Origin of the sequence: Candidatus Accumulibacter sp. ACC005 (assembly GCF_907163215.1) — a bacterium.
Taxonomy (GTDB): Bacteria; Pseudomonadota; Gammaproteobacteria; order Burkholderiales; family Rhodocyclaceae; genus Accumulibacter; species Accumulibacter regalis.
This window is the reverse complement of the sequence record NZ_CAJQUB010000003.1, coordinates 39,026-60,345: the sequence shown is the minus strand read 5'-3', so window position 1 is coordinate 60,345 and position 21,320 is coordinate 39,026. Positions and strand designations below refer to the sequence as shown.

17 protein-coding genes are annotated in these 21,320 nt (G+C 65.7%); 9 read left to right on the top strand and 8 right to left on the bottom strand.

Annotated elements, in window-relative coordinates:
- Nucleotides 1-12: 12 nt before the first annotated feature.
- The 3 genes from QZ613_RS02775 to QZ613_RS02765 are packed head-to-tail and all read right to left on the bottom strand — an operon-like array spanning nucleotide 13 to nucleotide 3,550.
- On the bottom strand, nucleotides 13-1,620 hold the full coding sequence (locus QZ613_RS02775; protein ID WP_291863713.1) for a GMC family oxidoreductase: 1,608 nt from the start codon (nucleotides 1,618-1,620) through the stop codon (nucleotides 13-15).
- Nucleotides 1,620-2,123: a hypothetical protein gene (locus QZ613_RS02770; RefSeq protein ID WP_291981439.1), complete on the bottom strand. Its 504-nt coding sequence runs from the start codon at nucleotides 2,121-2,123 to the stop codon at nucleotides 1,620-1,622. Before QZ613_RS02770 ends, QZ613_RS02775 begins: the two co-directional genes overlap by 1 nt.
- Nucleotides 2,120-3,550: a coniferyl aldehyde dehydrogenase gene (locus QZ613_RS02765; RefSeq protein ID WP_291863717.1), complete on the bottom strand. Its 1,431-nt coding sequence runs from the start codon at nucleotides 3,548-3,550 to the stop codon at nucleotides 2,120-2,122. The genes QZ613_RS02770 and QZ613_RS02765 overlap by 4 nt, the downstream gene beginning before the upstream one ends.
- A gap of 111 nt (nucleotides 3,551-3,661) precedes the next feature.
- On the opposite strand from QZ613_RS02765, the gene QZ613_RS02760 reads away from it, so the two are divergent.
- From QZ613_RS02760 to QZ613_RS02720, 9 genes are all read left to right on the top strand, one after another.
- Nucleotides 3,662-4,393, top strand: a complete 732-nt coding sequence (locus QZ613_RS02760; RefSeq protein WP_291903818.1) for a hypothetical protein — start codon at nucleotides 3,662-3,664, stop codon at nucleotides 4,391-4,393.
- Between the two features lie 468 nt (nucleotides 4,394-4,861).
- Nucleotides 4,862-5,269: a hypothetical protein gene (locus QZ613_RS02755; protein ID WP_291863721.1), complete on the top strand. Its 408-nt coding sequence runs from the start codon at nucleotides 4,862-4,864 to the stop codon at nucleotides 5,267-5,269.
- A gap of 165 nt (nucleotides 5,270-5,434) precedes the next feature.
- Nucleotides 5,435-6,610, top strand: coding sequence for a lytic murein transglycosylase (locus QZ613_RS02750; RefSeq protein ID WP_291863757.1), 1,176 nt, complete (start codon nucleotides 5,435-5,437; stop codon nucleotides 6,608-6,610).
- Nucleotides 6,611-6,633: 23 nt separating this feature from the next.
- Complete coding sequence (locus QZ613_RS02745) at nucleotides 6,634-7,299, top strand: ABC transporter ATP-binding protein (protein ID WP_043567802.1); 666 nt, start codon at nucleotides 6,634-6,636, stop codon at nucleotides 7,297-7,299.
- Nucleotides 7,300-7,315: 16 nt separating this feature from the next.
- Entirely contained in the window at nucleotides 7,316-9,868 is a 2,553-nt protein-coding gene (locus QZ613_RS02740) for an ABC transporter permease (RefSeq protein WP_291863735.1), read from the top strand.
- Between the two features lie 18 nt (nucleotides 9,869-9,886).
- Nucleotides 9,887-10,963, top strand: coding sequence for a lipocalin-like domain-containing protein (locus QZ613_RS02735; protein WP_043567803.1), 1,077 nt, complete (start codon nucleotides 9,887-9,889; stop codon nucleotides 10,961-10,963).
- Between the two features lie 387 nt (nucleotides 10,964-11,350).
- Complete coding sequence (locus tag QZ613_RS02730; RefSeq protein WP_291863758.1) at nucleotides 11,351-13,834, top strand: arylsulfatase; 2,484 nt, start codon at nucleotides 11,351-11,353, stop codon at nucleotides 13,832-13,834.
- Nucleotides 13,835-14,250: 416 nt separating this feature from the next.
- Nucleotides 14,251-14,487 carry a hypothetical protein gene (locus QZ613_RS02725; RefSeq protein WP_043567807.1) on the top strand — a complete coding sequence of 79 codons (237 nt, stop codon included), beginning with the start codon at nucleotides 14,251-14,253 and terminating at the stop codon, nucleotides 14,485-14,487.
- Between the two features lie 27 nt (nucleotides 14,488-14,514).
- Nucleotides 14,515-15,492, top strand: coding sequence for a hypothetical protein (locus QZ613_RS02720; protein ID WP_043567809.1), 978 nt, complete (start codon nucleotides 14,515-14,517; stop codon nucleotides 15,490-15,492).
- A 150-nt stretch (nucleotides 15,493-15,642) separates the two neighbouring features.
- Here the strand turns inward: QZ613_RS02720 and QZ613_RS02715 are convergent, their stop codons facing one another.
- From QZ613_RS02715 to QZ613_RS02695, 5 genes are all read right to left on the bottom strand, one after another.
- Entirely contained in the window at nucleotides 15,643-17,163 is a 1,521-nt protein-coding gene (locus QZ613_RS02715; RefSeq protein WP_291863740.1) for a mechanosensitive ion channel family protein, read from the bottom strand.
- A gap of 209 nt (nucleotides 17,164-17,372) precedes the next feature.
- Nucleotides 17,373-18,644: a gephyrin-like molybdotransferase Glp gene (glp, locus tag QZ613_RS02710; protein ID WP_043567811.1), complete on the bottom strand. Its 1,272-nt coding sequence runs from the start codon at nucleotides 18,642-18,644 to the stop codon at nucleotides 17,373-17,375.
- A 94-nt stretch (nucleotides 18,645-18,738) separates the two neighbouring features.
- Nucleotides 18,739-19,818 (bottom strand): GTP 3',8-cyclase MoaA, encoded by a 1,080-nt coding sequence (gene moaA / locus QZ613_RS02705; RefSeq protein ID WP_291863742.1) that lies wholly within the window; start codon nucleotides 19,816-19,818, stop codon nucleotides 18,739-18,741.
- A 261-nt stretch (nucleotides 19,819-20,079) separates the two neighbouring features.
- Nucleotides 20,080-20,763 carry a Bax inhibitor-1/YccA family protein gene (locus QZ613_RS02700; RefSeq protein ID WP_043567814.1) on the bottom strand — a complete coding sequence of 228 codons (684 nt, stop codon included), beginning with the start codon at nucleotides 20,761-20,763 and terminating at the stop codon, nucleotides 20,080-20,082.
- Nucleotides 20,764-20,818: 55 nt separating this feature from the next.
- Nucleotides 20,819-21,202: an HPF/RaiA family ribosome-associated protein gene (locus QZ613_RS02695; protein WP_043567816.1), complete on the bottom strand. Its 384-nt coding sequence runs from the start codon at nucleotides 21,200-21,202 to the stop codon at nucleotides 20,819-20,821.
- Nucleotides 21,203-21,320: the final 118 nt, after the last annotated feature.

Genomic DNA, 21,320 nt, shown 5'->3' with positions numbered 1-21,320 from the left:
GGTAGGACTCCTTCAGGGGATGGCGGGAAGCGGCCGGCCCGACAACTCGGCGGCCAGCAAGCTGGCATTGCGTGCGACCAGGCCGTAGATCGAAAGCTGCGGATTGACGCCCAGGCTGGTCGGAAAAACAGAACCGTCGAGCACCGACAGATTATCGAGCCAAAAGTGTCGCCCGCGGTGGTCGACGACGCCGCGATGCGGAGCATCTGCCATTCCGCACCCACCCATCACGTGCGCGCTGACCACCCGGCAAAGGAAAGGTTTCAGCGGCAGCTCGGCGATTCCTTTCCGCGCCGCGGCCCAGCTCGTATAGCCCGGCGCCGTCTCGTGCACCGGCGTGACCCAGCGCGCGCCGGCGGCAAACTGAATCTCGGCCATGGCCAGCAAGGCCCGACGTGCCGCCTCCCAGATCACTTCGCCGAGCGGGTAGTCGAGCACCGGCAGGCGGCCAGCGCCGAGGCGGACTCGGCCGCCGCGGCTTGCGGGGTTGAAGCCGTCGCGCAACAGCGCCAGGACGACGTTAACCTTGGTGAAATCGCGCATCAGACGGGCGTGCGCCTCGCCGTAGCCCTGCAGCGTCGTCGCATAGAGCACCGGATGCAGCGGTGGCGTTTCGAGTTTGAAACCCAGCGCACCGTCGATCGGCGCCTGGTGCAGAAAGTGATCGCTGTAGATCGACTGCGGTGCGCCGGCGTAGGCGTCGACGCGATCGTCCATCAGCGCCGACGAAATCACCACCGGGTGCAGGAAGGTACGCTTGCCGAGCAGGCGGTAGGGATCGGGAACGCTGCTGCGCATGAGCAGCGCCGGGCTGCCGATGGCGCCGCCGGCAACGACGAAGTGGCGGGCGCGAAAACGCACCTGCCGACCGGAAAGGTGGATGCCGTCAGCCTGCAGCGCGCTGCAGTCGAGCGCCGAAACCTGGCTGCCGGCGAAGCGCAGGCGCTCCGCGCGCAACCGCGTATAAAGCGTCGCGCCACGGCTCAACGCCGCCGGAATGGCGGTAAGCAACATCGACTGCTTGGCGTTGGTCGGGCAACCCATACCGCAATAGCCAAGGTTCCAGCAGCCCTTGACATTACGCTTGATGCTGCCGACGGCGATACCCAGCTTCTCGGCACCGGCCGCGAGGATCTTGTTGTTCGCGTTCGGTGGCGTATCCCAGGGACGCACCCACAACTTGTGCTCCATGACCGCGAACCACGAGCTCATCGACTCGGCGCTCAGCTCCTGCAGACCGAAGTGGCGCTGCCAGAAGGCAAAGACTTCGGGCGGGGTGCGAAAACTGCTGGTCCAATTGACCGTCGTCGAACCTCCGACGCAGCGCCCCTGCAGAATGTTGATGGCCTTGTCGGCGGTCTTGCGCGCTGCCGATTCCTGGTACAACTCGGGGTAGGCGTCGCTCTCGAGCATCTTGAAATCGCTCGACGAGCGTAGCGGCCCCTCTTCGACGAGGACGACGCGCAGCCCGGTGGCGCTGAGCAGGTCGGCGGTGACCCCGCCCCCGGCACCGGTGCCGACGATCACCACATCGACATCGATCGTCTGGCTGTGCGCCAGAGCCGACGCGTCGACGTGTTTCCAGCCGGCGGCAAGCCCGACCCTGATCGGATCTTCCATCAGAAATACCCTCGCGGTGGTCCCGGATAGCTGATTGCCTCCCAGCTGTCTGGACGGCCGTACCAGGCGCCGTAGGTCAGATCGTGCAATGCGCCGTAGGCCCCCTGCAGCAGGCCAAGACGACTGTCCCGCCAGGACTGCAGGAATTCGCCGACGTCGCTGACGCTCGCTTCGCGCCACGGCTTGCCGACGCCGGCCAGCAACATGCGGGCCGGCGCAATTGCCAGCAGCCCGAAAAGCTCGCCGATCTCCGTCTGGCTGGCGGCGGAAAGACCGGCCACTGCCGTCGCGATGCCGTCGACCGTCTGCGCCACCAGTGGCCGCCGCTGCGTGCTCTGCACTGGCAGGACGCCGTCGAGCATGGCGTCGACCACCGCGCCGAGCATCTCGCGCTCGGCTGCGCTGAAACGCCGCGCCCCGGCGGCGTTGAGCCAACCCGAGAAAGACAGCAGCAGGCTGCCCGCCAGGCCGGTGTGGATGAACTGCCGACGCCCGAAGTTCATCGCATGATGATCCGCGTCAGGAGCTTGAACACCCTGCCGTATGGCGGATTGAAAAGACCGATGCCGGACAGCCGCGACTGCCGGAAGACGCCCTTCTTGGCCGAGAAGGTCTCGAACCCCTCGAAGCCGTGATAGCGGCCCATGCCGCTGGCGCCGACGCCGCCGAACGGCAGGTCGTCCTGAGCAATGTGCAGAATCGTATCGTTGATCGTCACGCCACCCGAAACCGTTTCATTGAGCACCCGGTCGATGCGCTCGGCGTTACTGTCGAAGTAGTACAGGGCCAGCGGTCGCGGCCGCTGGTTCACGAAAGCGATCGCCTCGTCGAGATGCCGGTACGACCGAATCGGCAGCAGCGGCCCGAAGATCTCCTCCTGCATGACCGCCTGTGTGTCGCCGACGCCGAGCAGCGCCAGCGGCGGCAAGCGGCGCGTCGCCGGGTCGGCGGCAGCGCCCGGCGCCAGTTCGACGACTCTTGCGCCGCTCGCCCTGGCCTCGTCGACATAAGCGCAGAGGCGAGCGTAGTGACGCTGGTCGATGATCGTCGAATAGTCGCTGTTGCTCGCCAGCTGCGGATAGGCGCGGGCCACGAATGCGCGGGCGCGGTCGATGAACGCCTGCTCGTCGCCGGCGGGCAGCAGCAGGTAGTCGGGCGCGATACACGTCTGTCCGGCGTTCATGCACTTGCCGATCAGTATGCGCTCGACGGCGCGCGCGAAGTCCTTGCCCGCCGCCAGCCCGGGACCGATGATCGCCGGCGACTTGCCGCCGAGTTCGAGCGTTACCGGCGTCAGCTTGTCGGCAGCAGCGCGCATGACGTGGTGGCCGACCGCCGTCGACCCGGTGAACAGGAGGTGATCGAAGGGCAGCTGGGAAAACGCCTGCGCGACGCTGGCGTCACCTTCGACGACCGACAGCTCGTCGCTGGCAAAGGTCCCGGCGACCAGCGTGGCGAACAGGGCAGCGGTGTTCGGCGACATCTCGGACACCTTGACCAGAGCCCGGTTGCCGGCAGCCAGCGCTGCGGCGAGCGGCGCGACGGCCAGGAAAATCGGGTAATTCCACGGCACCATGATTCCCACGACGCCAAGCGGCTGATAGCGGACCTCCGCCCGCCCCGGCTGGAACCACAGCGACACCGCGCGCCGCTGCGGGCGCATCCAGCGCTGCAGATGGCGACGCGCGTGACGAATCGCTTCGTAACTCGGAAACAGCTCGAGGAGGCGAGTTTCGGCTGGCGAACGGTAGCCAAAGTCGCGGCTGACGGCTTCGGCTATCGCTCCCGCGTTGTCGCGCAGCAGCCGGTCGAGAGCGACGAGACGGCGTTCGCGCAGCGCGCGATCCGGATTCGGGTCGCGGCGTGCTGCGCGCTGCTGCACGGCAAAGCGCTCGGCCAGGCCATCGGACAAGATCTGGGAATGAGACATCAGGAACTCCTTGCTGAACTTGCTTCCAGGACAAAGTGTATGTTGCGCCCGTGCTTCCCGTTAGGCGAAGCCCTCTAAACAGCCTGCGTGCGGCCGGGCATAATTCCCGCCATGGACGATTCGACCGCCGCCATCGAGAAACGGCAATGCGCCGAAGCGCTGCGCCGACACCTGAAAGCCGCGAAACACCTGCGCCAGCAGGCCAACTTCGACCCGGCGGCGGCGCGCGCGCGCCTGTACCTGCGTGAATGGCAAGCCGGTCGCCTGGCACGCACCCATGCCGAACTGCTCGCCAGCGCACGCTTCGGCCCCGCCGCCCGGTTTTTCATCTCCGATCTCTACGGGCCAAAGGACTTCAGCAGCCGCGACGAGGAAGTCGAGCGCATTCTGCCCTTGCTGATCAAGATGCTGCCGGCGTCGGCGCTGCGCACTGTCGCGCTGGCTGTCGAACTCGACGCCCTGACCGAAGAGCTCGACTCGGCAATGGTCGCCGAACTGTGCCGCGCCGGACGGATCGAGCAGATCGACGAAGTCGGCTACGCCACGGCCTACCGCGGCGTAGCCTGCCGGGCCGAGCGCCAGCGACAGATTGTGCTGATTCGCGAAACCGGCGAGGCGCTCGACAGACTGGCTACAAAACCGCTGCTGAGCAGTCTCCTCAAGATGATGCGGCGCCCCGCACAACTCGCCGGACTCGGCGACCTGCACCAGTTCCTGGAACGTGGCTTCGATGCCTTCCGTGGCATGGGCTCGGCAAGCGACTTCCTGGCGTCGATCGAGGCCAAGGAGCAGAAACTCCTGCGGCGCCTTTTTGACGGAGTGGCCGACCCCTTCGTCACTTAGGCGCGCGATGGAAGCCACCTCCGGCCGCAAGATAAGCAGCCATCTTTAGTTTTTTGTCAATATGTTAAGAGATATGCTTCGTTTCTTACTTTAATTTCTCAGCCGATTTCTTACACGCCGTCACACAGTGAAACAGAGAGCACACAGACCGCGAGCAGGGCTGCCGATAGTATTCGTCCGTCGCTGTGGCGTTCCTCCTCCCCCTCCCCTCGTTGGGAATGTCGCGGCGGCGGCAGCACAGGCCCGCCCAGCCCCCCCTTGGCGGGCCTTTTTTTTGCCCGTCGTCAACATCCGGTGCCATTGCACCTGCCGCGCCGGCGCAGCATGCACCGGGACGCGCCAGGACTGGCCGGCTCGCCGCCAAGACCTTACAATGCCTGGGCTGCCTGGCTGGGTCGGCTGAGTACAATGCCCAGGCGGCGCCGAGAACGTACAGCTCGCTGACCGAAGGCATCCACAAGGATTTCGATGAAAATCAACGAACAACGATCCGCGTACCGAGCGCCTCTGGCCGGTCCCCCGACGAGCGTCTTCGGCAAACTGCTGACGATTGCTGCCGGCGTCCTGGTGCTGGTGGTCGCTTTCATGTTCTCGATCCTCGCTCTCGGCGTCGTGCTGGTGGTCGGCGTGCTCGTCTTCGCCTACCTCAAGTGGAAGACGCGCCATCTGCCCCAGGACTTGCGCGACCTGCACCAGCGCATGCAGGAGGAGGCCAGTCGGCAGGGTGGCTATCAGACGCCGCAGGCTGGTGGACGGGTGATCGAGGGCGAAGTCATCAGCGATGCCGAGTACCAGGCCAGCACAGCACCCGACCAGCAGTCGGGCAGCGAACCGGGCCGCGCCACGGGGCGCCCGCCTCCCCCCGGCGAGCGCTGAGCTTTCCCCGTATCTGCCAGACTCGCAGCCTGCAGCGGCGCTGCCGCGTGCCGCGGGCAGTGTCCGTCGGCCCGCCGCGCTGCACTGCCGCGGGCCTCCCTTCCTGTCCTTCAAGAACACATACCAGCCATGAAAATCACCTGCCTCGCCTTTTCCATGGCGCTGATGACCAGCGCCGTCGCCGCCCAGCAAAGCGATCCGATCGACCGCTTCGGCGCGTGCATGAAGACCCTGCGCGCCGTCGCCTCGTCGAAAAAGGGCATCTCGACGGCCTCCTTCGAGCGCCTGACGAGCGGCCTGTCGCCCGACCTCAGCGTGCTCGAATTTCTCGACTACCAACCCGAGTTCCGCTCGCCGATCTGGGACTACCTCTCCGGCCTGGTCGACGAGGAGCGCGTCGCCGACGGACTCGAAATGCGCAACAAGTGGGCCGACACGCTGGCCATGGCCAGCGAGCGCTACCAGGTCGACCCGGCGACGATCGTCGCCGTATGGGGCGTCGAGAGCAACTATGGGCGCAACTTCGGTAGCCGCCCGCTGCTCACTTCGCTGGGCACGCTGTCCTGCTTCGGACGACGTCAGGCGTACTTCAGCGGCGAGTTCCTCAGTGCGCTGAAGATCCTCGATTCCGGCGACATCGAGCCGGAGCAGCTGGTGGGCTCGTGGGCCGGCGCCTTTGGCCATACCCAGTTCATGCCGTCGACCTTCCTGCGCCTGGCGGTCGATGGCGACGGCGACGGCAAGCGCGACCTGATGGGCAATGTCCCCGACGCCCTGGCGTCGACGGCCAACTTCCTGCACAAGGGCGGTTGGCGCGAAGGCCAGCCCTGGGGCTACGAGGTCGTGCTGCCGGCCGGCTTCGACAGCAGCGTTTCCGGTCGCCGCGAAAAGCGTCCGCTCAGCTACTGGACGACGCGCGGCGTCCGCCGTGCCGACGGCCAGCCGATCGCCGCGGCCGACACCGCCGCCGGACTGCTCCTGCCCGCCGGCCCTGAGGGTCCCGCCTTCCTGGTATTCCGCAACTTCGACGTGATCTACGGCTACAACGCGGCCGAAAGCTACGCGCTGGCCATCGCCCATCTCGCCGATCGGATCAGGGGTGGCAAGGGCTTCGTCACCCCCTGGCCGACCGATGACCTCGGCCTTTCGCGCCTCGAACGTCGCGAGTTGCAGACCCTGCTGCTTGGCCGCGGACACGCGATCGGCGAGGTCGACGGGATGATCGGCGCCAAGTCGCGCGACGCGATCAAGATCGAGCAGCAACGCCTGGGCATGACCGCCGATGGTCGCGCCGGACAGAAGCTGCTGACCAGCTTGCGGGCCGGCGCGGCGGGCAGGTAGCCGCCGGACGCCGAGGCTGATCGATGCTGCACGTTGCCGACCTCGCCAAGCAGCACAGCCGGGCCAGCCGGCCGCTGTTCAGCGCTCTCGGCTTCACCATCGCTGCCGGCGAAATCGTGGCCCTGGTCGGCGAGTCCGGCGTCGGCAAGAGCACCCTGCTCAACTGCATCGCCGGACTCGAAACGGCCGACCGCGGTTCGATCGCCATCGGCCCCCAGGCGCTCGACATCGTCGCCCTCGACGAGACGGCGCGCGCGGCCTTGCGCGCGCGCAGCATCGGCTTCGTTTTCCAGGCCTTTCACATCCTGCCGACGCTGACCGTGGCGCAGAACATTGCCGTGCCGCTGCTGCTCTGCGGATTGCCTGCCGGCGAGCATGCAGCGCGCACGCGCGCGCTGCTCGAGCGCGTCGGCCTGGCGAGCTTCGGTCCGCGCTGGCCAGCGTCACTGTCGGGCGGCGAATTGCAGCGGGTAGCCATCGCCCGCGCGCTGGTCCACCATCCGGCGCTGGTCCTGGCCGACGAGCCGACCGGCAACCTCGACCCGCGCACCGCAGGCGAGGTCCTTGCCCTGCTCCTCGAACGCGTCCGCGAGCAGCACACCAGCGCGCTGGTCGTCACCCACTCGCAGCACGTCGCGCAATGCTGCGACCGCATCCTGACACTGACCCCCGACGGGCTCCTGGAATGAGTGCAGCGAGGACACGATGCAGGCGCTGAGCAGGCTCTCGTGGTGGCTGATCCGCGCCCAGTTCACGACACGGCGCGCGGCGACGCTGCTCTCGATGCTCGCCGTCGCGCTCGGCGTCGCGCTCGGCTACGCAATTCATCTGATCAACGACGCCGCGCTCGCCGACTTCGCCAGGGCGATGAAGAGCGTCCAGGGCGACCCCGATGCGGTGATCGCCGCGCGCGACAGCGCCGGCAGCGTGCCTCTCGCGACGCTCAACGCGATCGCGCGCGACCCGGCGGTACTGGTCATCGCTGCGGTCATCGAAACGCGCGTACGCATCGACAACGCGCGCACCCCGGTCACCTTGATCGGCATCGACGTCTTCAGCGCCGCCGCGGTCATGCCCGACCTGCTGCCACGACACAACGAGCAGGCGGCGGCGCCGAACCTCTTCAACGGCGGCGTCTATGCCTCGCCGGCGCTGCTCGCCAAACTTGCCCAACGCGCCCCGGACAGCGACTCGGGCGCGCGCCCGGGCCGCACGCTGACCCTGGTGCGCGGCGAGCAGCAGTGGCCGGCGACGCTTGCCGGCGACCTGCCGGCGGCGCGTCCGGACGACCTGCTGCTGGTCGCCGACATTGCCTGGGTGCAGGAGCGCTTCGGCCCGGTCGACGCGGTCAGCGAAGGCCGCGTTCGCCTGGCGCCGGATAGCGACCTGGCGACCTGGCGCAAGAAGTGGGCGCAGCAACTCCCGGCGGGTCTTCTGATCCGCGTCGCCGACGACGACAGCGCACGCGTCTCCAACCTCTCGCGCGCCTATCGCGTCAACCTCAACGTCCTGGCGCTCGTCGCCCTGCTCACCGGCGCCTTCCTGGTCTTTGCCACGCAGCTGACCTCCGTCGCGCAACGCTCGACCCAGTTCGCCCTGCTCGGCGTCCTCGGCCTGTCACCGCGCATGCGCCTGCTGCAGGTCCTGCTCGAAGGATTGGCGATCGGCGTACCGGGGGCGCTGCTCGGACTCGGCCTCGGCTACGCGCTGGCCGTCGCCTTCACGCGCTTGCTCGGCGGCGATCTCGGCGGCGGCTACTTCGCCGGCAGCGCACCGCCGATCATTCCCCTGCCGGCACCGGCCCTCGTCTTCCTGGCGCTGGGCTGCCTCGCCAGCCTGGCCGGCGCGAGCTACCCGGCGTACCTGAACCGCATGCAGCCGCTCGCCCAGGCGCTGAAAACCGGCTTTGCGCAGCAGTCGCACGCCGACACGGCGCGCGCCAGACTGCCGCGGCTGCGCCTGCCCCTGTTCCTGGCGCTGGCCGCGTTGGCGCTGGCGCAATTGCCGCCGCTCTTCGCACTGCCGCTCGCCGGCTATGCGGCGATCGCGCTGGTTCTGGTCGCGGGCATCGCCAGCGCACCGCTGCTGACGCAACTTCTTTTCGGCTGGCTCAGCGCGCAAGCGCTGCCCGCACCGCAACGCATCGCCCTGCAGAACGTCGCGCAGGCGCCGCTGATGGCCCAGGTCGCCGCCAGCGGGCTGATCGTCAGCTTCGCGCTGACTGCCAGCATGGTGATCATGGTCTCCAGCTTCCGCGTCGCCGTCGACCAATGGCTCGATCACGTCCTGCCGGCGCCGCTCTACCTGCGCAGCAAGGCGACACCGCTGCCGCAGGACCTGCTCGCTGCCCTGGCACAGCCCGATGCGCCGTTCACCAGGGTCGAGCGCATGGCCAACGCTTCGCTGATCATCGACCCGCAGCGACCCCAGGTCGCGCTGCTGGTCCGCGAAATCGATCGCCTTGACCCGGCCGCACGACTGCCGGTCACCGGGCCGCTGCTCGCGCCGCCGGCCGCCCTTCCCGCCGTCTGGATCAGCGAACCGATGGCCGAAATCTATCGCCTGGCACCCGGCCAAACGCTGCGCCTGCCACTTCTGGGACGCGAGATCGAAGTTTTCATCGGCGGCGTCTGGCGCGACTACGGCCGGCAATTCGGCGCAGTGGTCATCAGCCGCCACGATTATCAGCAACTCGGCGGCGACTTCCAGCCGACCGACCTGGCGTTGTGGCCGCGGCCCGGAGAGGAAGCGCATGCCAGCGCCTGGCTGGCGCCGTGGGCTGACCAGTACGGACTGGAAGTCGCCGACAGCGCCGAGATTCGCCGCTTGAGCCTGTCGATCTTCGACAAGAGCTTCGCCGTGACCTACGCGCTCGAAGCGGCGGCGATGCTGATCGGGCTGTTCGGACTGGCGGTGACGCTGGCCGCCAGTGTCTGGCTGCGCGCGCGCGAGCTGGCGACGCTCGGCGCGCTGGGGTTCGACCGCCGCATGCTGAGCCGCGCGGTCATGCTCGAAGGCGCGCTGATCGCCACCGTCGGCGTGCTGATCGGCCTCGCCTGCGGCGTCGGTATCGGCGCCATCCTGACCCACGTCGTCAATCCGCAAGCCTTTCACTGGCGAATGGCGCTGGCCATTCCCTGGGCAGCGCTCGTTACCGGCGCGGCGATTACCCTGGCCGCGGCGGTACTCGCCAGTCGCCACGCGGCGCGTCAGGCGACCCGCCTGCCGGTCGCGCAGGTCCTGGCCAGCGCGCAGTAGGCGAAAGGAGAGCGAACAGTGCGCCGCCGCAGCTTCCTGTGCACTCCCCTGCTGCTGCCGACGCTGACGCTCGCGGCGCCCGCGCGAGCGCCAGTCACCTACGCGCCGGTCACCCCCGGCATCAAACTCGCTTTCCCGCGTGACCACGGCGCACATCCCGATTTCCGCACCGAATGGTGGTACGTCACCGGCGCACTCGACGTACCGCAGGCCGACATTGGTTTTCAGCTGACCTTCTTTCGCAGCCGTCCGGGCAACGCCGAAGACCTGCAATCGCCGCTCGCTGCGCGCCAGATCCTGTTCGCCCACGCCGCTCTGACGCTCCCCGGCGAGCGTCTGCTGCATAGCGAACGCGCCGCGCGCGCCAATCTCGGAGCCGCGTTCTCGAGCAGCGACTGCGACATCCACATCGGCGCCTGGCGGATGAACCGCGAACAGCGCAGCACCGGCGAAGTCCTGCGCCTGCAAATGAACAGCCCGCAATTCTCGTACGACTTCACACTGACCCCATCGCAGCCGCTACTGCTGCAAGGCGATGGCGGCTATTCACGCAAGGGCCAGGCGGCGGCCCTGGCCAGCTACTACGTCAGCTGGCCGCAGCTGCAGGTCGCCGGCTCACTGCTCTTCGACGGCCAGCGCCGGGCGGCCAGCGGCCGCGCCTGGTTCGATCACGAGTGGTCGACAGCCATCCTCGGCGGCGACGCCGTCGGCTGGGACTGGGTGGGAATCAACCTCGACGACGGTGGCGCGCTGATGGCTTTCCGCATGCGCGATTCACAGGGCGCAACGCTTTTTGCGCACGCCGCCTGGCGCGATGCCGGTGGCCAGGTACGCCAGTTCGCCGCCGGCGAGGTCGCCTTCCACCCGCTGCGCCACTGGGCGTCGCCGCGCAGCGGCGCAAGCTACCCGGTGCAGATCGAAATACGACTCGGCGAGCTGACGCTGCGTACGCGACCGGTACTCGACGACCAGGAACTGTCGACCAGCCGGCCGGCGCCGGTCGTCTATTGGGAAGGCCTGGTCCGTCTCGAAGGCAGCCTCAGCGGCCGCGGCTACCTGGAAATGACCGGCTACGCCGGCCGCCTGCAACTGTAGGGGCTTGATCCTGCTCCAGCGCAGGTCCGCCATGTCGCCGCCGCCAGCCTCCCTCAGGCCCGAGGAGGCACGCGGCGCCGCCGGATGCCACCCACCGCGAGCAGGCCGCCGGCCCTCAGCGCCCAACTGGCCGCTCGGGTAGAGCGCGGATCGACTGCTGAACGAAGGTTGAGCCGCCGAGATCGGTGTCGCCGAAGGCGAAAACGAAGCAGTGGTTCGGGTTGGCCAGACCGCCAGTGACGCCAAGAACTTCGCTGCCTTGGGGTTGTTCGTGCCGAAAACTTATGATTGACCTGTCGCCGCTCGATAGCGATACTCCGCGCAAGCGGCTGGCATCCCTATCCTTGGCAAAAAGAAAGGAACGACATGAAAACAAGAAGCTTCCTCATGGCGGCGCTGGTAAGCGCGCTGGCGCTGAGCAGCGTGCAGGCCCAACAAATCACCGGCACGCCAGGTTCGCCCAGCGCCACGCAAGTCATCAACGGAAACCAACTGCCGCCCCCGCCTTTGGAGTTCCGCGGCGTCATCAAGGAAACGGCCCCGGATTCCAAGCCGTATTGGCCGCCCCGCGTGGTGCCGCCAAAAGGCGCACCCAACGTTCTGCTGATCATGACCGATGACCAGGGCTATGGCGTTTCAGGCTCCTTCGGTGGCGTAATTCCTACACCCGCCATGGATCGTATCGCCAAGGCGGGATTGCGTTACACGCAGTTCCACTCTACCGCGCTGTGCTCGCCGACGCGGGCGGCGCTGATCACCGGTCGTAATCATCACTCGGTGGGCTTTGGGGTGATCGGTGAAATGTCTACCGGCTTTCCCGGCTACGATTCCGTCATCACTCCCGACAAGGCAACCATCGGCACCATCTTGCGCGACAACGGCTACGCCACCTCGTGGTTTGGAAAGAACCACAACACGCCCACTTATCAGTACAGCGTGGCCGGCCCCTACGACCAGTGGCCGTCCGGGATGGGCTTTGAGTATTTCTACGGTTTCATGGGCGGCGAAACTGACCAATGGACGCCGTACCTGTTCCGCGATCACACCCAGATATTTCCGTTCGTCGGCAAGAAGGACTACAACCTCATTACCGACATGGCGGACGAGGCCATCAAATACATGGGCGACCTGAACGCGGCCGCGCCCGACAAGCCGTTCTTTGTTTACTACGTGCCCGGCGGCACGCACTCGCCGCATCAGCCCAAACTGGAGTGGCGCGAGAAGTTCAAGGGTAAGTTCGACCAAGGCTGGGAGAAAACGCGTGAGCAAATCATCGCCAACCAGAAACGGCTCGGCATAATTCCGGCGAACACCCAACTCACTCCGTGGCCGGATGGCCAGGCCGAGTACGCCGGCGCGAAGCTCCCGAAGTGGGACTCGCTAACCGAAATCCAGAAGAAACTGTATGCCCGCGAAGCGGAGAACTTCGCCGGCTACGTCGCCTATACGGATCATGAGATCGGCCGTGTCATTCAAGCCGTCGAGGACATGGGCAAACTGGATAACACGATCATCATCTACATCAGCGGCGATAACGGCACCAGCGCTGAAGGCACTTTAGAGGGCACCTTCAACCAGATGACTGCCTATAACGGCATTCTGACTCTCCCCGAGGCCGAGCAGCTATTGCATTATGAGGACTGGGGTCAGGCTAAGACTTACCCGCACATGGCGGTGGGCTGGACCTGGGCATTCGATACGCCATTCAAGTGGACCAAGCAGATTGCATCGCATTTCGGCGGCACCCGGCAGGGCATGGTCATCTCGTGGCCTGGCCACATCAAGGACCTGGGCGGCATCCGCACGCAGTTCCATCACATCATTGATATCGTGCCGACAATCCTGGAAGTCACCGGCGTTAAGGCCCCCGAGGAAGTCAACGGCATCAAGCAAAAGCCCATCGAAGGTGTGAGCATGGCTTACACGTTTGATGCGGCAAACGCCAAGGCCCCGTCGAAACGCGACACGCAGTACTTCGAAATGTTCGGCAACCGCGGCATCTATCACGACGGATGGTATGCCTGCACTACGCCACCCGAGCCGGTCTGGCTCCTCGGCGGCAAGCCACTGCCGCCCATCAGCGACTACAAGTGGGAACTCTACAACATCGCGGATGACTACTCGCAGAACAACGATCTCGCGGCCAAAGAACCGGCCAAGCTCAAGGAGATGCAGGCCCTGTTCCTGACTGAGGCGAAGAAATACCAGGTCCTGCCTTTGGACAACTCGATTCTGCCGCGTCTCCTGACGCCACGACCGAGCGCCACCGCGGGCCAGACCGTTTTCACCTACACCGGTGAGAAGGCCGGCATTCCCGTCGGAAACGCGCCCAGCATCCTGAACAAGGACTACACCATCACCGCCGAGATCACCGTCCCTGAAGGCGGCGCAGAAGGCATGATCGTGACGCTGGGCGGCCGCTTCGGCGGCTACGGCCTCTTCCTGCAAAAGGGCAGGCCGGTCTTCGTATACAACCTTCTTGATCTCGAACGATTCCGCTGGGAAGGCGGCGTCGGCGCGATCGTTGACCAGGACTTGTTTGGCAAAGCGCTCAAGCCCGGCAAGCACACGATCGTTTTCGACTTCAAGTATGACGGCCCCGGTCCCGCCAAGGGCGGCACCGGCGTATTGTCGGTGGACGGCAAGGAACTGGATCGCAAGACGATCAAGCACACGATTCCGATCCTCATGTCCATCGACGAGACCTTGGACGTGGGCCTGGATACGCGATCGGGAGTAGACGACAGCTACGAGTTGCCATTCAGGTTCACGGGCACGATTGACAAGCTGACCTTCAAGCTCGGCCAATCGCAGATGACGGCAGAGGCGCAGAAGGCTGCAGCCGAAGGGCTCAAGAGAGCCACGGACTAAGCCTTCGACCGGAAAACACGCGGGCCGTCTCCCACGAGGCGGCCCGAGACTTCATCTGCGAACCGGATCGAATGTTTACCGCGACCGCTCTACCCCACGTGACTGACCGTCGACGCCGAAACCCACAGGCAACGCCTTCGCATAGATGGCCTTGAAAGGTGCTGCCACCGCCGCCAAGCTGCTCGATCAGCGTTTGGCCTTCAACTTGTACTCTTCGTACTGATCCGGGTCTTAAAGCAAGGTATCGACGATCAAAGATGCGGCCATCCGTATTTCCTCCCGTCTGTATGGTTTCGCCTGCCTTCCGTGGCGCAACATCGACAGCTCATCGTATCACCCAGGGGCGAAAATACGAGGCGCAGCAGTGGTCCGCGGTCCGCGCGTTCAACGCGCTTCGAGATTCAGGATGCGAGCGCGTGGCGATCACCCGTGCCCTGCCCGCCCTTCGTGCCGACGAGGCGAGAATGGTCGTCGACAAGCGCATCGCGACGCGCCAGCGCGGTGCAGAAAATTCCGTTTCCCGGCCTGCGATGCACCTCGTCGTGGCGCACCTGACTGCACTGCGATCCTCCAAGAAAATTTTTCCCATAAAAGCAGTTACCTGGGAATCGCGAGCAACGCTGCAAGGCAAGCACGATTTTTGCTCCGGGTAAGACATCCGCTTTCCGGGAATCACCCTGATGAACAATGTTTTCCGCCTCGAACCGCCGTCGACCATTGACCCACTGCCGCCCGAGGGAAGGCGAAGAGTCTTCGACGATGGAGAGCGTGTGCTCTACGATGGTTACTGGATCAAGACCTACCCGGTACCGGCCGATTCACTGCAGGGAAAGAAGTCGCTGATCGAAGCGCTGGCCCGGCGCCTGTTCAACCACACCGAGCATGGGCTCAACATTCCCGGCTGCCGCCTCGGCGAAACGCGGCAGAGTTTCGTCGCGGAAACCGACCCGGGGCGGCGGCGGGTCAAGGCCGGGATGCTCGCCGGCGCCCTCTTCAATCGCGCGACCGACATTTTCCGACGGCTGGTCGAGTTGCAGGCCGATGGCGTCGAGGTCGGCAGTGACAATGCCCTGATGCGCGAATGCGGCCAATGCCTGCTCGAAGCCATGCAGCTCGGCCGCTTCGTTCTCCACCGCAGCGGCGAGGAAGGAATCGACGAGTTGTGGGGCGAACCTTTCCGGGCTTTTTCGATTCCCGTCGAAGATTTCTATGAAAGCCGCTACGTCAAGATCGGCCAGAGCATGCGCGACATCGACCGGATCGCGGATGCGATGGTCAGCGCCTTCTGCCGCATTCCGACCTTTGAGGCCGTCGAGGCACCGATTCGAGATTTCGCCGACGCGGCCAGGATAAAGACCGAAACACTGCGCACCGACCCGGGGATCTTCGACGTCTGGGCACACCTGGTCACCGCCGGCGAACGACTGGCCAGCTTCACGCCGCAAGCGGCGGGAGAAGCGAGCGAAAAGCGAAGCGGCAGCGCGCTGCACAGCGTTTCCGATGGCTTGCAGCTGCTGCGCAACGGCCGCGACCTCGTCTTCTATATCGCGCGCGCACGTACGCCAATGCCGAAAAGCACGAGCGAATACATCGAGCGTTGCGCGGCCTACCTGAGCAGCGGCCGAGCGCCCTTCGTGCCGGCGCCGCTGCCCGCATGAGCGACGCTCCGATGATGGTCTCGGGTTTTCGCGTCGCTGACGATCACAGGCTCGATCACGTCGTGCCGACGGTGGCGCTTTCACGGCTTGGCGCATGCACGACGCTCACGGAACGACGCTTTTCGCACACGCGAGCACGCGACTCGCCCCTCACAGCCCGAGGAAATTCCGCATCAGCTTGAGCATGCCGGCCTTCGGCGGCGACGTTGCGCGATCAGCGTGAGCGTCAAGGAACTGGTTGTGGAATTCGTCCATCTGCGCTTCACGGCGGGCGAGAATTTCGGCAATCGCTTCGGCGATGGCTGGTCTTGAGCGGATAACATCTTCCAGTGTCGTCTGGTCAAGCCGGTAACAAACGACATCGGTCTTGGCGGTGACGGTGGCGCGTCGTGCCTCGCCGGTCAGCACGCCTTTCTCGCCGAAGGTGCCGCCGGCCTGAATGGTCCGGAAGAGCTGCCGTGGGTGACCGGGAAAATCCATCCACACTTCCGCTTCGCCGACGGTGAGCAGATAGAGCCACTGCGGCGCGTCGCCCTGTTGGAAGATGACGTCATCGCGAGCAAACGGCGCATAGGCCAGCCGCTCGCTGATCGTCCGTAGTTCGTCGTCCTGCAACCCGGCAAACAGCTCGACTTTGCGCAGGTCAGCGATCCGGCGTTCGATTTCACGGCGGTGCACCGATTCGCGATACCTGTCGTTCTCCTTGGTGACGTGCAGCGCCTGTTCCGGGACCGCCAAACGCATCCCGGCGCGCTGCAGAGCAGCAAAGATATGCACGCGAACGACCGAGTCGGTGGGATCGTCCGGCTGCGGATCGAGCATCCAGTAGCGCAGCGCGTAGCGCCCGTAGCCAGCGCCGAACTCCATCAGCACGCAGCTCGCGGGCGGCTCGCGGGCGATATTCGGAATCTCGGCACCATTGATCGCTTTCTCGACTTTCTGGATGACAGCGGCCGGCGGCGACTCGTAGGTCACGTTGAACCACACCCAGCGCCGCCACGGCCAGCTCGGGACGTCGGCGCGGCCGAACAGCGTGAACCGCCCGCGCATCAGCTGGCTGTTGGGAACGACGACCACGTCGCCGTTGCGCGTCCTGATCGTTGTCTGTCGCCAGCGCGTCTGCAGCACGCGGCCACTGATGTCGTCGAGTTTGATCCAGTCGCCGGCACGAAGCGAGTTGTCGAGCTGCAGAGCGACGCCGGAAAGCAGGTTGCCGAGGGTATCCTGCATCGAGAAGGCCAGTACCGCCGTGAGCACCGCCGAAGTGGTCAGCAGGCTCGACGGATCGAGCCCGACGATATGCAGTCGTGCCAGCAGGAAGGCCGCGTAGACGGCCAGCACCGTGATGTCTTCGGCGATGCGCACGACGACGATGCCCACTTTCGGCAGGATGACGCGAAAGATGAACAAGGCGGCAAGGCGAAGCATCGCCATGCCCGAACCGATGACGAAAACCTCGTGCACCATCACCGCCGCGCGCGAATAGTCGAGCGCCTGCAGCCATGCGCCGAATGCCTGCCCCGCCACGCAGACGACAAACAGTGCCACCGTGTTGGCAATGCGCCGACGTTCCTTGGGCAGAAGACGCAAGCAGAGCAGCGCCAGAATGACCACCGCGGCAATGATGTATTTTGTTTCGGGTAGCCAGAAATGCGTGAGCATCTTGCTCATGATACGTTCCATCGCTTCGCCCTCGTCGAGTCAGCAGCCGCGCCAGGCGCGGATCGGAGAACGGAAGCCCGGCGGGCGCACGCGGCGCGAATCCCTGCTGCCGCTTCAGCTCCCGCAGCCGGCGCAAACCGGACCCCTGCCGGGCATCACCGGGAGCAGACAGGCGGACTACGCAAGTGGATCGGTGTCACCGCGACTGACGACGCTGTTCAGACCAGCCCGTCAAACAGCTGCACCTGAACCAGATCACCGACGGCGACCTGGCCGCGATCGTGTTCGAGGACGATGAAGCAGTTGGCTTCCGACATCGAGCGCAGGACGCCGGAGCCTTGGCCGCCTGCCGGGCGAACACAGGATTGCCCATCCACCTGGCTGACGATGCCGCGCTGGAACTCGGTGCGGCCGGGGGCTTTTCTCATCGCCACGCTGCTCACCGCCGGCAGCAGCGGCACAGCGGGAGCCGGGTCGGCGCCCATCAGCACATACAGCGCGTCACGGACGAACTGGTAGAAAGCGGCCATCACCGCGACCGGATTGCCCGGCAGACCGAATAGCCAGGCGGCGCGCTCGCCACCGCCGATGCGGCCGAAGGCCATCGGCCGCCCGGGCTTCATGGCGATCTTCCAGAACAGCACCTCGCCAAGCTTGGCCATCAGCGGCTTGACAAAATCGGCCTCGCCGACCGAGACGCCGCCGCTGGTGATCACCACGTCAGCCGCGGCAGTGGCGTCGCGGAACGCCGCCTCGAGACTTGCCGAATCGTCGCGGACGACGCCGAGGTCGAGCACCTCGCAGCCGAGGCGCGTGAGCATGCCGAAAATCGTGTAGCGGTTACTGTCATATACTTCCCCGTCGGCAAGCGGCCTACCGATCGAGCACAGTTCGTCGCCGGTCGAGAAGAAGGCCACGCGCAGACGGCGGTAGACGCTGACCTCTGCACAGCCGAGCGAAGCCATCAGGCCGAGTTCTGCCGGGCGAATCAGCCGCCCGGCGGCGAGCGCCGGCCGGCCGGACGCCAGATCCTCGCCAGCCAGGCGGATATTCTGGCCCGCGCGCTGGCCGGCCGGGATGATGAGATGATCGCCGTCGACCCGGACCAGCTCCTGGATCACGACGGTATCGGTCCCCGCCGGCGGCAGCGCGCCGGTCATGATGCGCACGCACTCGCCGGCGCCCACCGAACCGGCAAAAACCTTCCCGGCCAGCGCCGTACCGATCACGCGCAGACGCGTCTCGCCACCGCTCGCCAGATCGGCATGGCGCAGCGCGTAACCATCCATCGCCGAATTGTCGTGCGCCGGGACATTGAATGGCGCGATGACGTCGCTGGCCAGCACGCGACCCAGGGCGCTGCGCAGCGCCACGCGCTCGTGCGTTCCGACAGGGGTGAGCTGGCTGCGAATGAAGCTCCGCGCCTGCTCGACCGACAGCGCGTCGGGGTCGTTATCGCTCAGGCAGCTGAAACGGGCAGTGAGACTCATGTCGACTCGCTTCGAAGATCGTTGGGGGTGACTGGCGGTGCTTGGGCTCGGCGACGCTCGCGGCAAACGGGCCAGGGCACGCGGCGAGCCGCGTTCAGCCGCCGGTCATGGACATGAAGCGCACCACCTGCGGGGCGTCCATCTGATTACTGAAGTCGTGGCCCTTGGCCTTGATGCCCATGCTGTGGATGATCGCCGCGCGCAGCGGGCGGTCATCGGTCGGATGCGCGCGCAGCAGGGGCAGCAATTGACTGGCGTCGTTGTTGCCCAGGCAGGGGTAGAGTTCGCCGCGCGCGGTGATGCGCACGCGGTTGCAGCTGTCGCAGAAGTTGTGACTGTGCGGCGAGATGAAGCCGACCCGCGTCGCGGACCCCGGAATCCGCCAGTAGCGTGCCGGGCCGCCGGAGCTCTCGGTGGAAGGCACGAGCACGAAGTGTTCAGCCAGTCGGGCCATCGCTTCCTCGCTGCTGATGTAGGTCGACTGGCGGCCATGGCCGATTTCGCCGAGCGGCATTTCCTCGATGAAGGAAATATCGATTCCGCGCTCGACGGCGAACCCGACCATCGCCGGAAACTCGTCGTCGTTGCTGCCGCGCATCATGACCGTGTTCAGCTTTAGGCGCTCGAAACCGGCCGCCTGCGCTGCATCGAGACCGTGTAGCACCTTGGCCAGGTCGCCGACACGGGTGATTGCTCTGAAGCGGTCGGCACGCAGGGTGTCGAGACTGATGTTGATGCGTGCGACGCCGGCAGCCCGCAAGGCCGGCGCGAAGCGATCGAGCTGCGAGCCGTTGGTGGTGAGCACCAGCTCCTTCAATCCCGGCAGCACGGCGAGCCGTTCGAGCAGCCAGATCACGTTCCGGCGAACCAGCGGCTCACCGCCGGTGACGCGCAGCTTGGTCACCCCGAGATCGACGAAGGTACTGGCCAGGCGCAGGCATTCCTCGAGCGTAAGCACCTGCGCCCGTGGCAGGAAAGTCATCTCCTCGGCCATGCAGTAGCTGCAACGAAAGTCGCAACGGTCGGTAATCGACAGGCGAACGTAGGTCACGTGGCGCCCGTACCTGTCTACCAGCGTCCCGTCGGCATGGGGCGAGTTCGCCGGCGATGTCGGCGGGGTGAAGCCGACCAGCGAATCCGGAACTGCCTCCGGGGTCAGCGATTCATTGCGCATGGGAGAGGCTCCCTGGGGCCTGCCTGTGGCGGCGAGAAGAGGTGACGAGATGAGAACGGTTCGCGGCCGATTATAGCGAACTTTGGCCTACCCCGACGCGCCACGCTCAGCGCAACTGGCCACCCAGGGTGGCCAGCAGGGACTTGCGGCAGCCCTGCCGAACAGCGATGGCCGCGCGGGTAGCGACAAGGAAAGCGCGCTGCCCACGCCGCCTGCTTCAGTCAGCACAGATGGACCACCCCGGCCTACCCACGCCCCGGCTCAATCGTCACCGTTCATAAAGCCGAGCAGGTGCAGGAGGCTGGTGAAGAGATTGAAGATGGCGACGAAGAGGGTCACCGTGGCCATCACGTAGTTGGTTTCACCGCCGTGGATGATGTTCGAGGTTTCGTAGAGGATCAGCCCCGACATCAACAGCACGAAGGCCGCCGAGACGGTCAGCGACAGCGCCGGGATTTCGAAGAAGATCGCCCCCAGACCGGCCAGGAAAGCGAGCAGGACGCCGACCATCAGGAAGCCGCCCATGAAGCTGAAGTCCTTGCGCGTGGTCAGCGCGTAGCCCGACAGACCGACGAAGATCGTCGCTGTTCCGGCCATCGCCATCATCACCGTCTGGCCACCGTTGGGCAGGCCAAGGTAGTGGCCGACGATCGGCCCCAGGGTGTAGCCCATGAAACCGGTCAGGGCGAACACCGAAGCCACGCCCCAGCCACTGTTGCGCAGCCGGTTGGTGAGGAAAAGCAGACCAAAATAGCCGAGCAGGGTGACGATCAGCCCGGGATGAGGGAGCCTCAAGGCGACCGCGACGCCCGCGGTAAGGGCCGCGAAAAGAAGGGTCATCGACAGCAGCAGATAGGTGTTGCGGATCACCGTATTGGTGGTCCGGACCGACTCGCTGCTGCTCTGCGCAACACCGGTCGCCGTTTGTATTTTGAAGGTACTCATTCTGAACTCCTGTAGGAAAGGGATTTCAAGCCGCGGCTGTCATGTCGCACGCGGCTCAAACCGTCGTTGCGGCGACGTCTGGCTGGGCGCCGGCAAGCAGCACTGCACGGGCTTCGCTGGTACGGCCAGGCTGACGCTGGCGCTGGCGCGCGACGTGGCGGGCCAGCGTCCGCCCGGCGCGGTCGACAGCCCGGTCGATGGCTACGTAGAGGTCGGCCTGCGTGTCGTCGATGAGCACGTCGGCCGCCCCGGTGACGGCGACCTGAATGCGGCAGCGCTTGTCCTTGCCACCACGCGGCCCGTTGACATCGGAAAGAACGACCAGGACACTGATGACGCGGTCGTACGCCCAGTCGAGCGAAAAGCCGAGGCGCCGCCGGACGTGCTCACGGACCTCCTCGCTGAGATCAAAACCCCTGGCTCGGGTAACGATGTGCATGAAAGCGCTCCTCGCGTGCATTGATCGGAAGGGGCAGTCTAGGATATAACGAGACATCCGACTAATCGAATATACTGTCGCGACAGATCGATTTTTGTTGCCACTCTCCTCTAATCGC

Excerpts from the sequence above, each read along its gene's own strand:
- QZ613_RS02775 (WP_291863713.1), bottom strand. The coding sequence starts at position 1,620 with ATGGAAGATCCGATCAGGGTCGGGCTTGCCGCCGGCTGGAAACACGTC.
- QZ613_RS02770 (WP_291981439.1), bottom strand. The coding sequence starts at position 2,123 with ATGAACTTCGGGCGTCGGCAGTTCATCCACACCGGCCTGGCGGGCAGC.
- QZ613_RS02765 (WP_291863717.1), bottom strand. The coding sequence starts at position 3,550 with ATGTCTCATTCCCAGATCTTGTCCGATGGCCTGGCCGAGCGCTTTGCC.
- QZ613_RS02760 (WP_291903818.1), top strand. The coding sequence starts at position 3,662 with ATGGACGATTCGACCGCCGCCATCGAGAAACGGCAATGCGCCGAAGCG.
- QZ613_RS02755 (WP_291863721.1), top strand. The coding sequence starts at position 4,862 with ATGAAAATCAACGAACAACGATCCGCGTACCGAGCGCCTCTGGCCGGT.
- QZ613_RS02750 (WP_291863757.1), top strand. The coding sequence starts at position 5,435 with ATGACCAGCGCCGTCGCCGCCCAGCAAAGCGATCCGATCGACCGCTTC.
- QZ613_RS02745 (WP_043567802.1), top strand. The coding sequence starts at position 6,634 with ATGCTGCACGTTGCCGACCTCGCCAAGCAGCACAGCCGGGCCAGCCGG.
- QZ613_RS02740 (WP_291863735.1), top strand. The coding sequence starts at position 7,316 with ATGCAGGCGCTGAGCAGGCTCTCGTGGTGGCTGATCCGCGCCCAGTTC.
- QZ613_RS02730 (WP_291863758.1), top strand. The coding sequence starts at position 11,351 with ATGGCGGCGCTGGTAAGCGCGCTGGCGCTGAGCAGCGTGCAGGCCCAA.
- QZ613_RS02720 (WP_043567809.1), top strand. The coding sequence starts at position 14,515 with ATGAACAATGTTTTCCGCCTCGAACCGCCGTCGACCATTGACCCACTG.
- QZ613_RS02715 (WP_291863740.1), bottom strand. The coding sequence starts at position 17,163 with ATGAGCAAGATGCTCACGCATTTCTGGCTACCCGAAACAAAATACATC.
- glp (WP_043567811.1), bottom strand. The coding sequence starts at position 18,644 with ATGAGTCTCACTGCCCGTTTCAGCTGCCTGAGCGATAACGACCCCGAC.
- moaA (WP_291863742.1), bottom strand. The coding sequence starts at position 19,818 with ATGCGCAATGAATCGCTGACCCCGGAGGCAGTTCCGGATTCGCTGGTC.
- QZ613_RS02700 (WP_043567814.1), bottom strand. The coding sequence starts at position 20,763 with ATGAGTACCTTCAAAATACAAACGGCGACCGGTGTTGCGCAGAGCAGC.
- QZ613_RS02695 (WP_043567816.1), bottom strand. The coding sequence starts at position 21,202 with ATGCACATCGTTACCCGAGCCAGGGGTTTTGATCTCAGCGAGGAGGTC.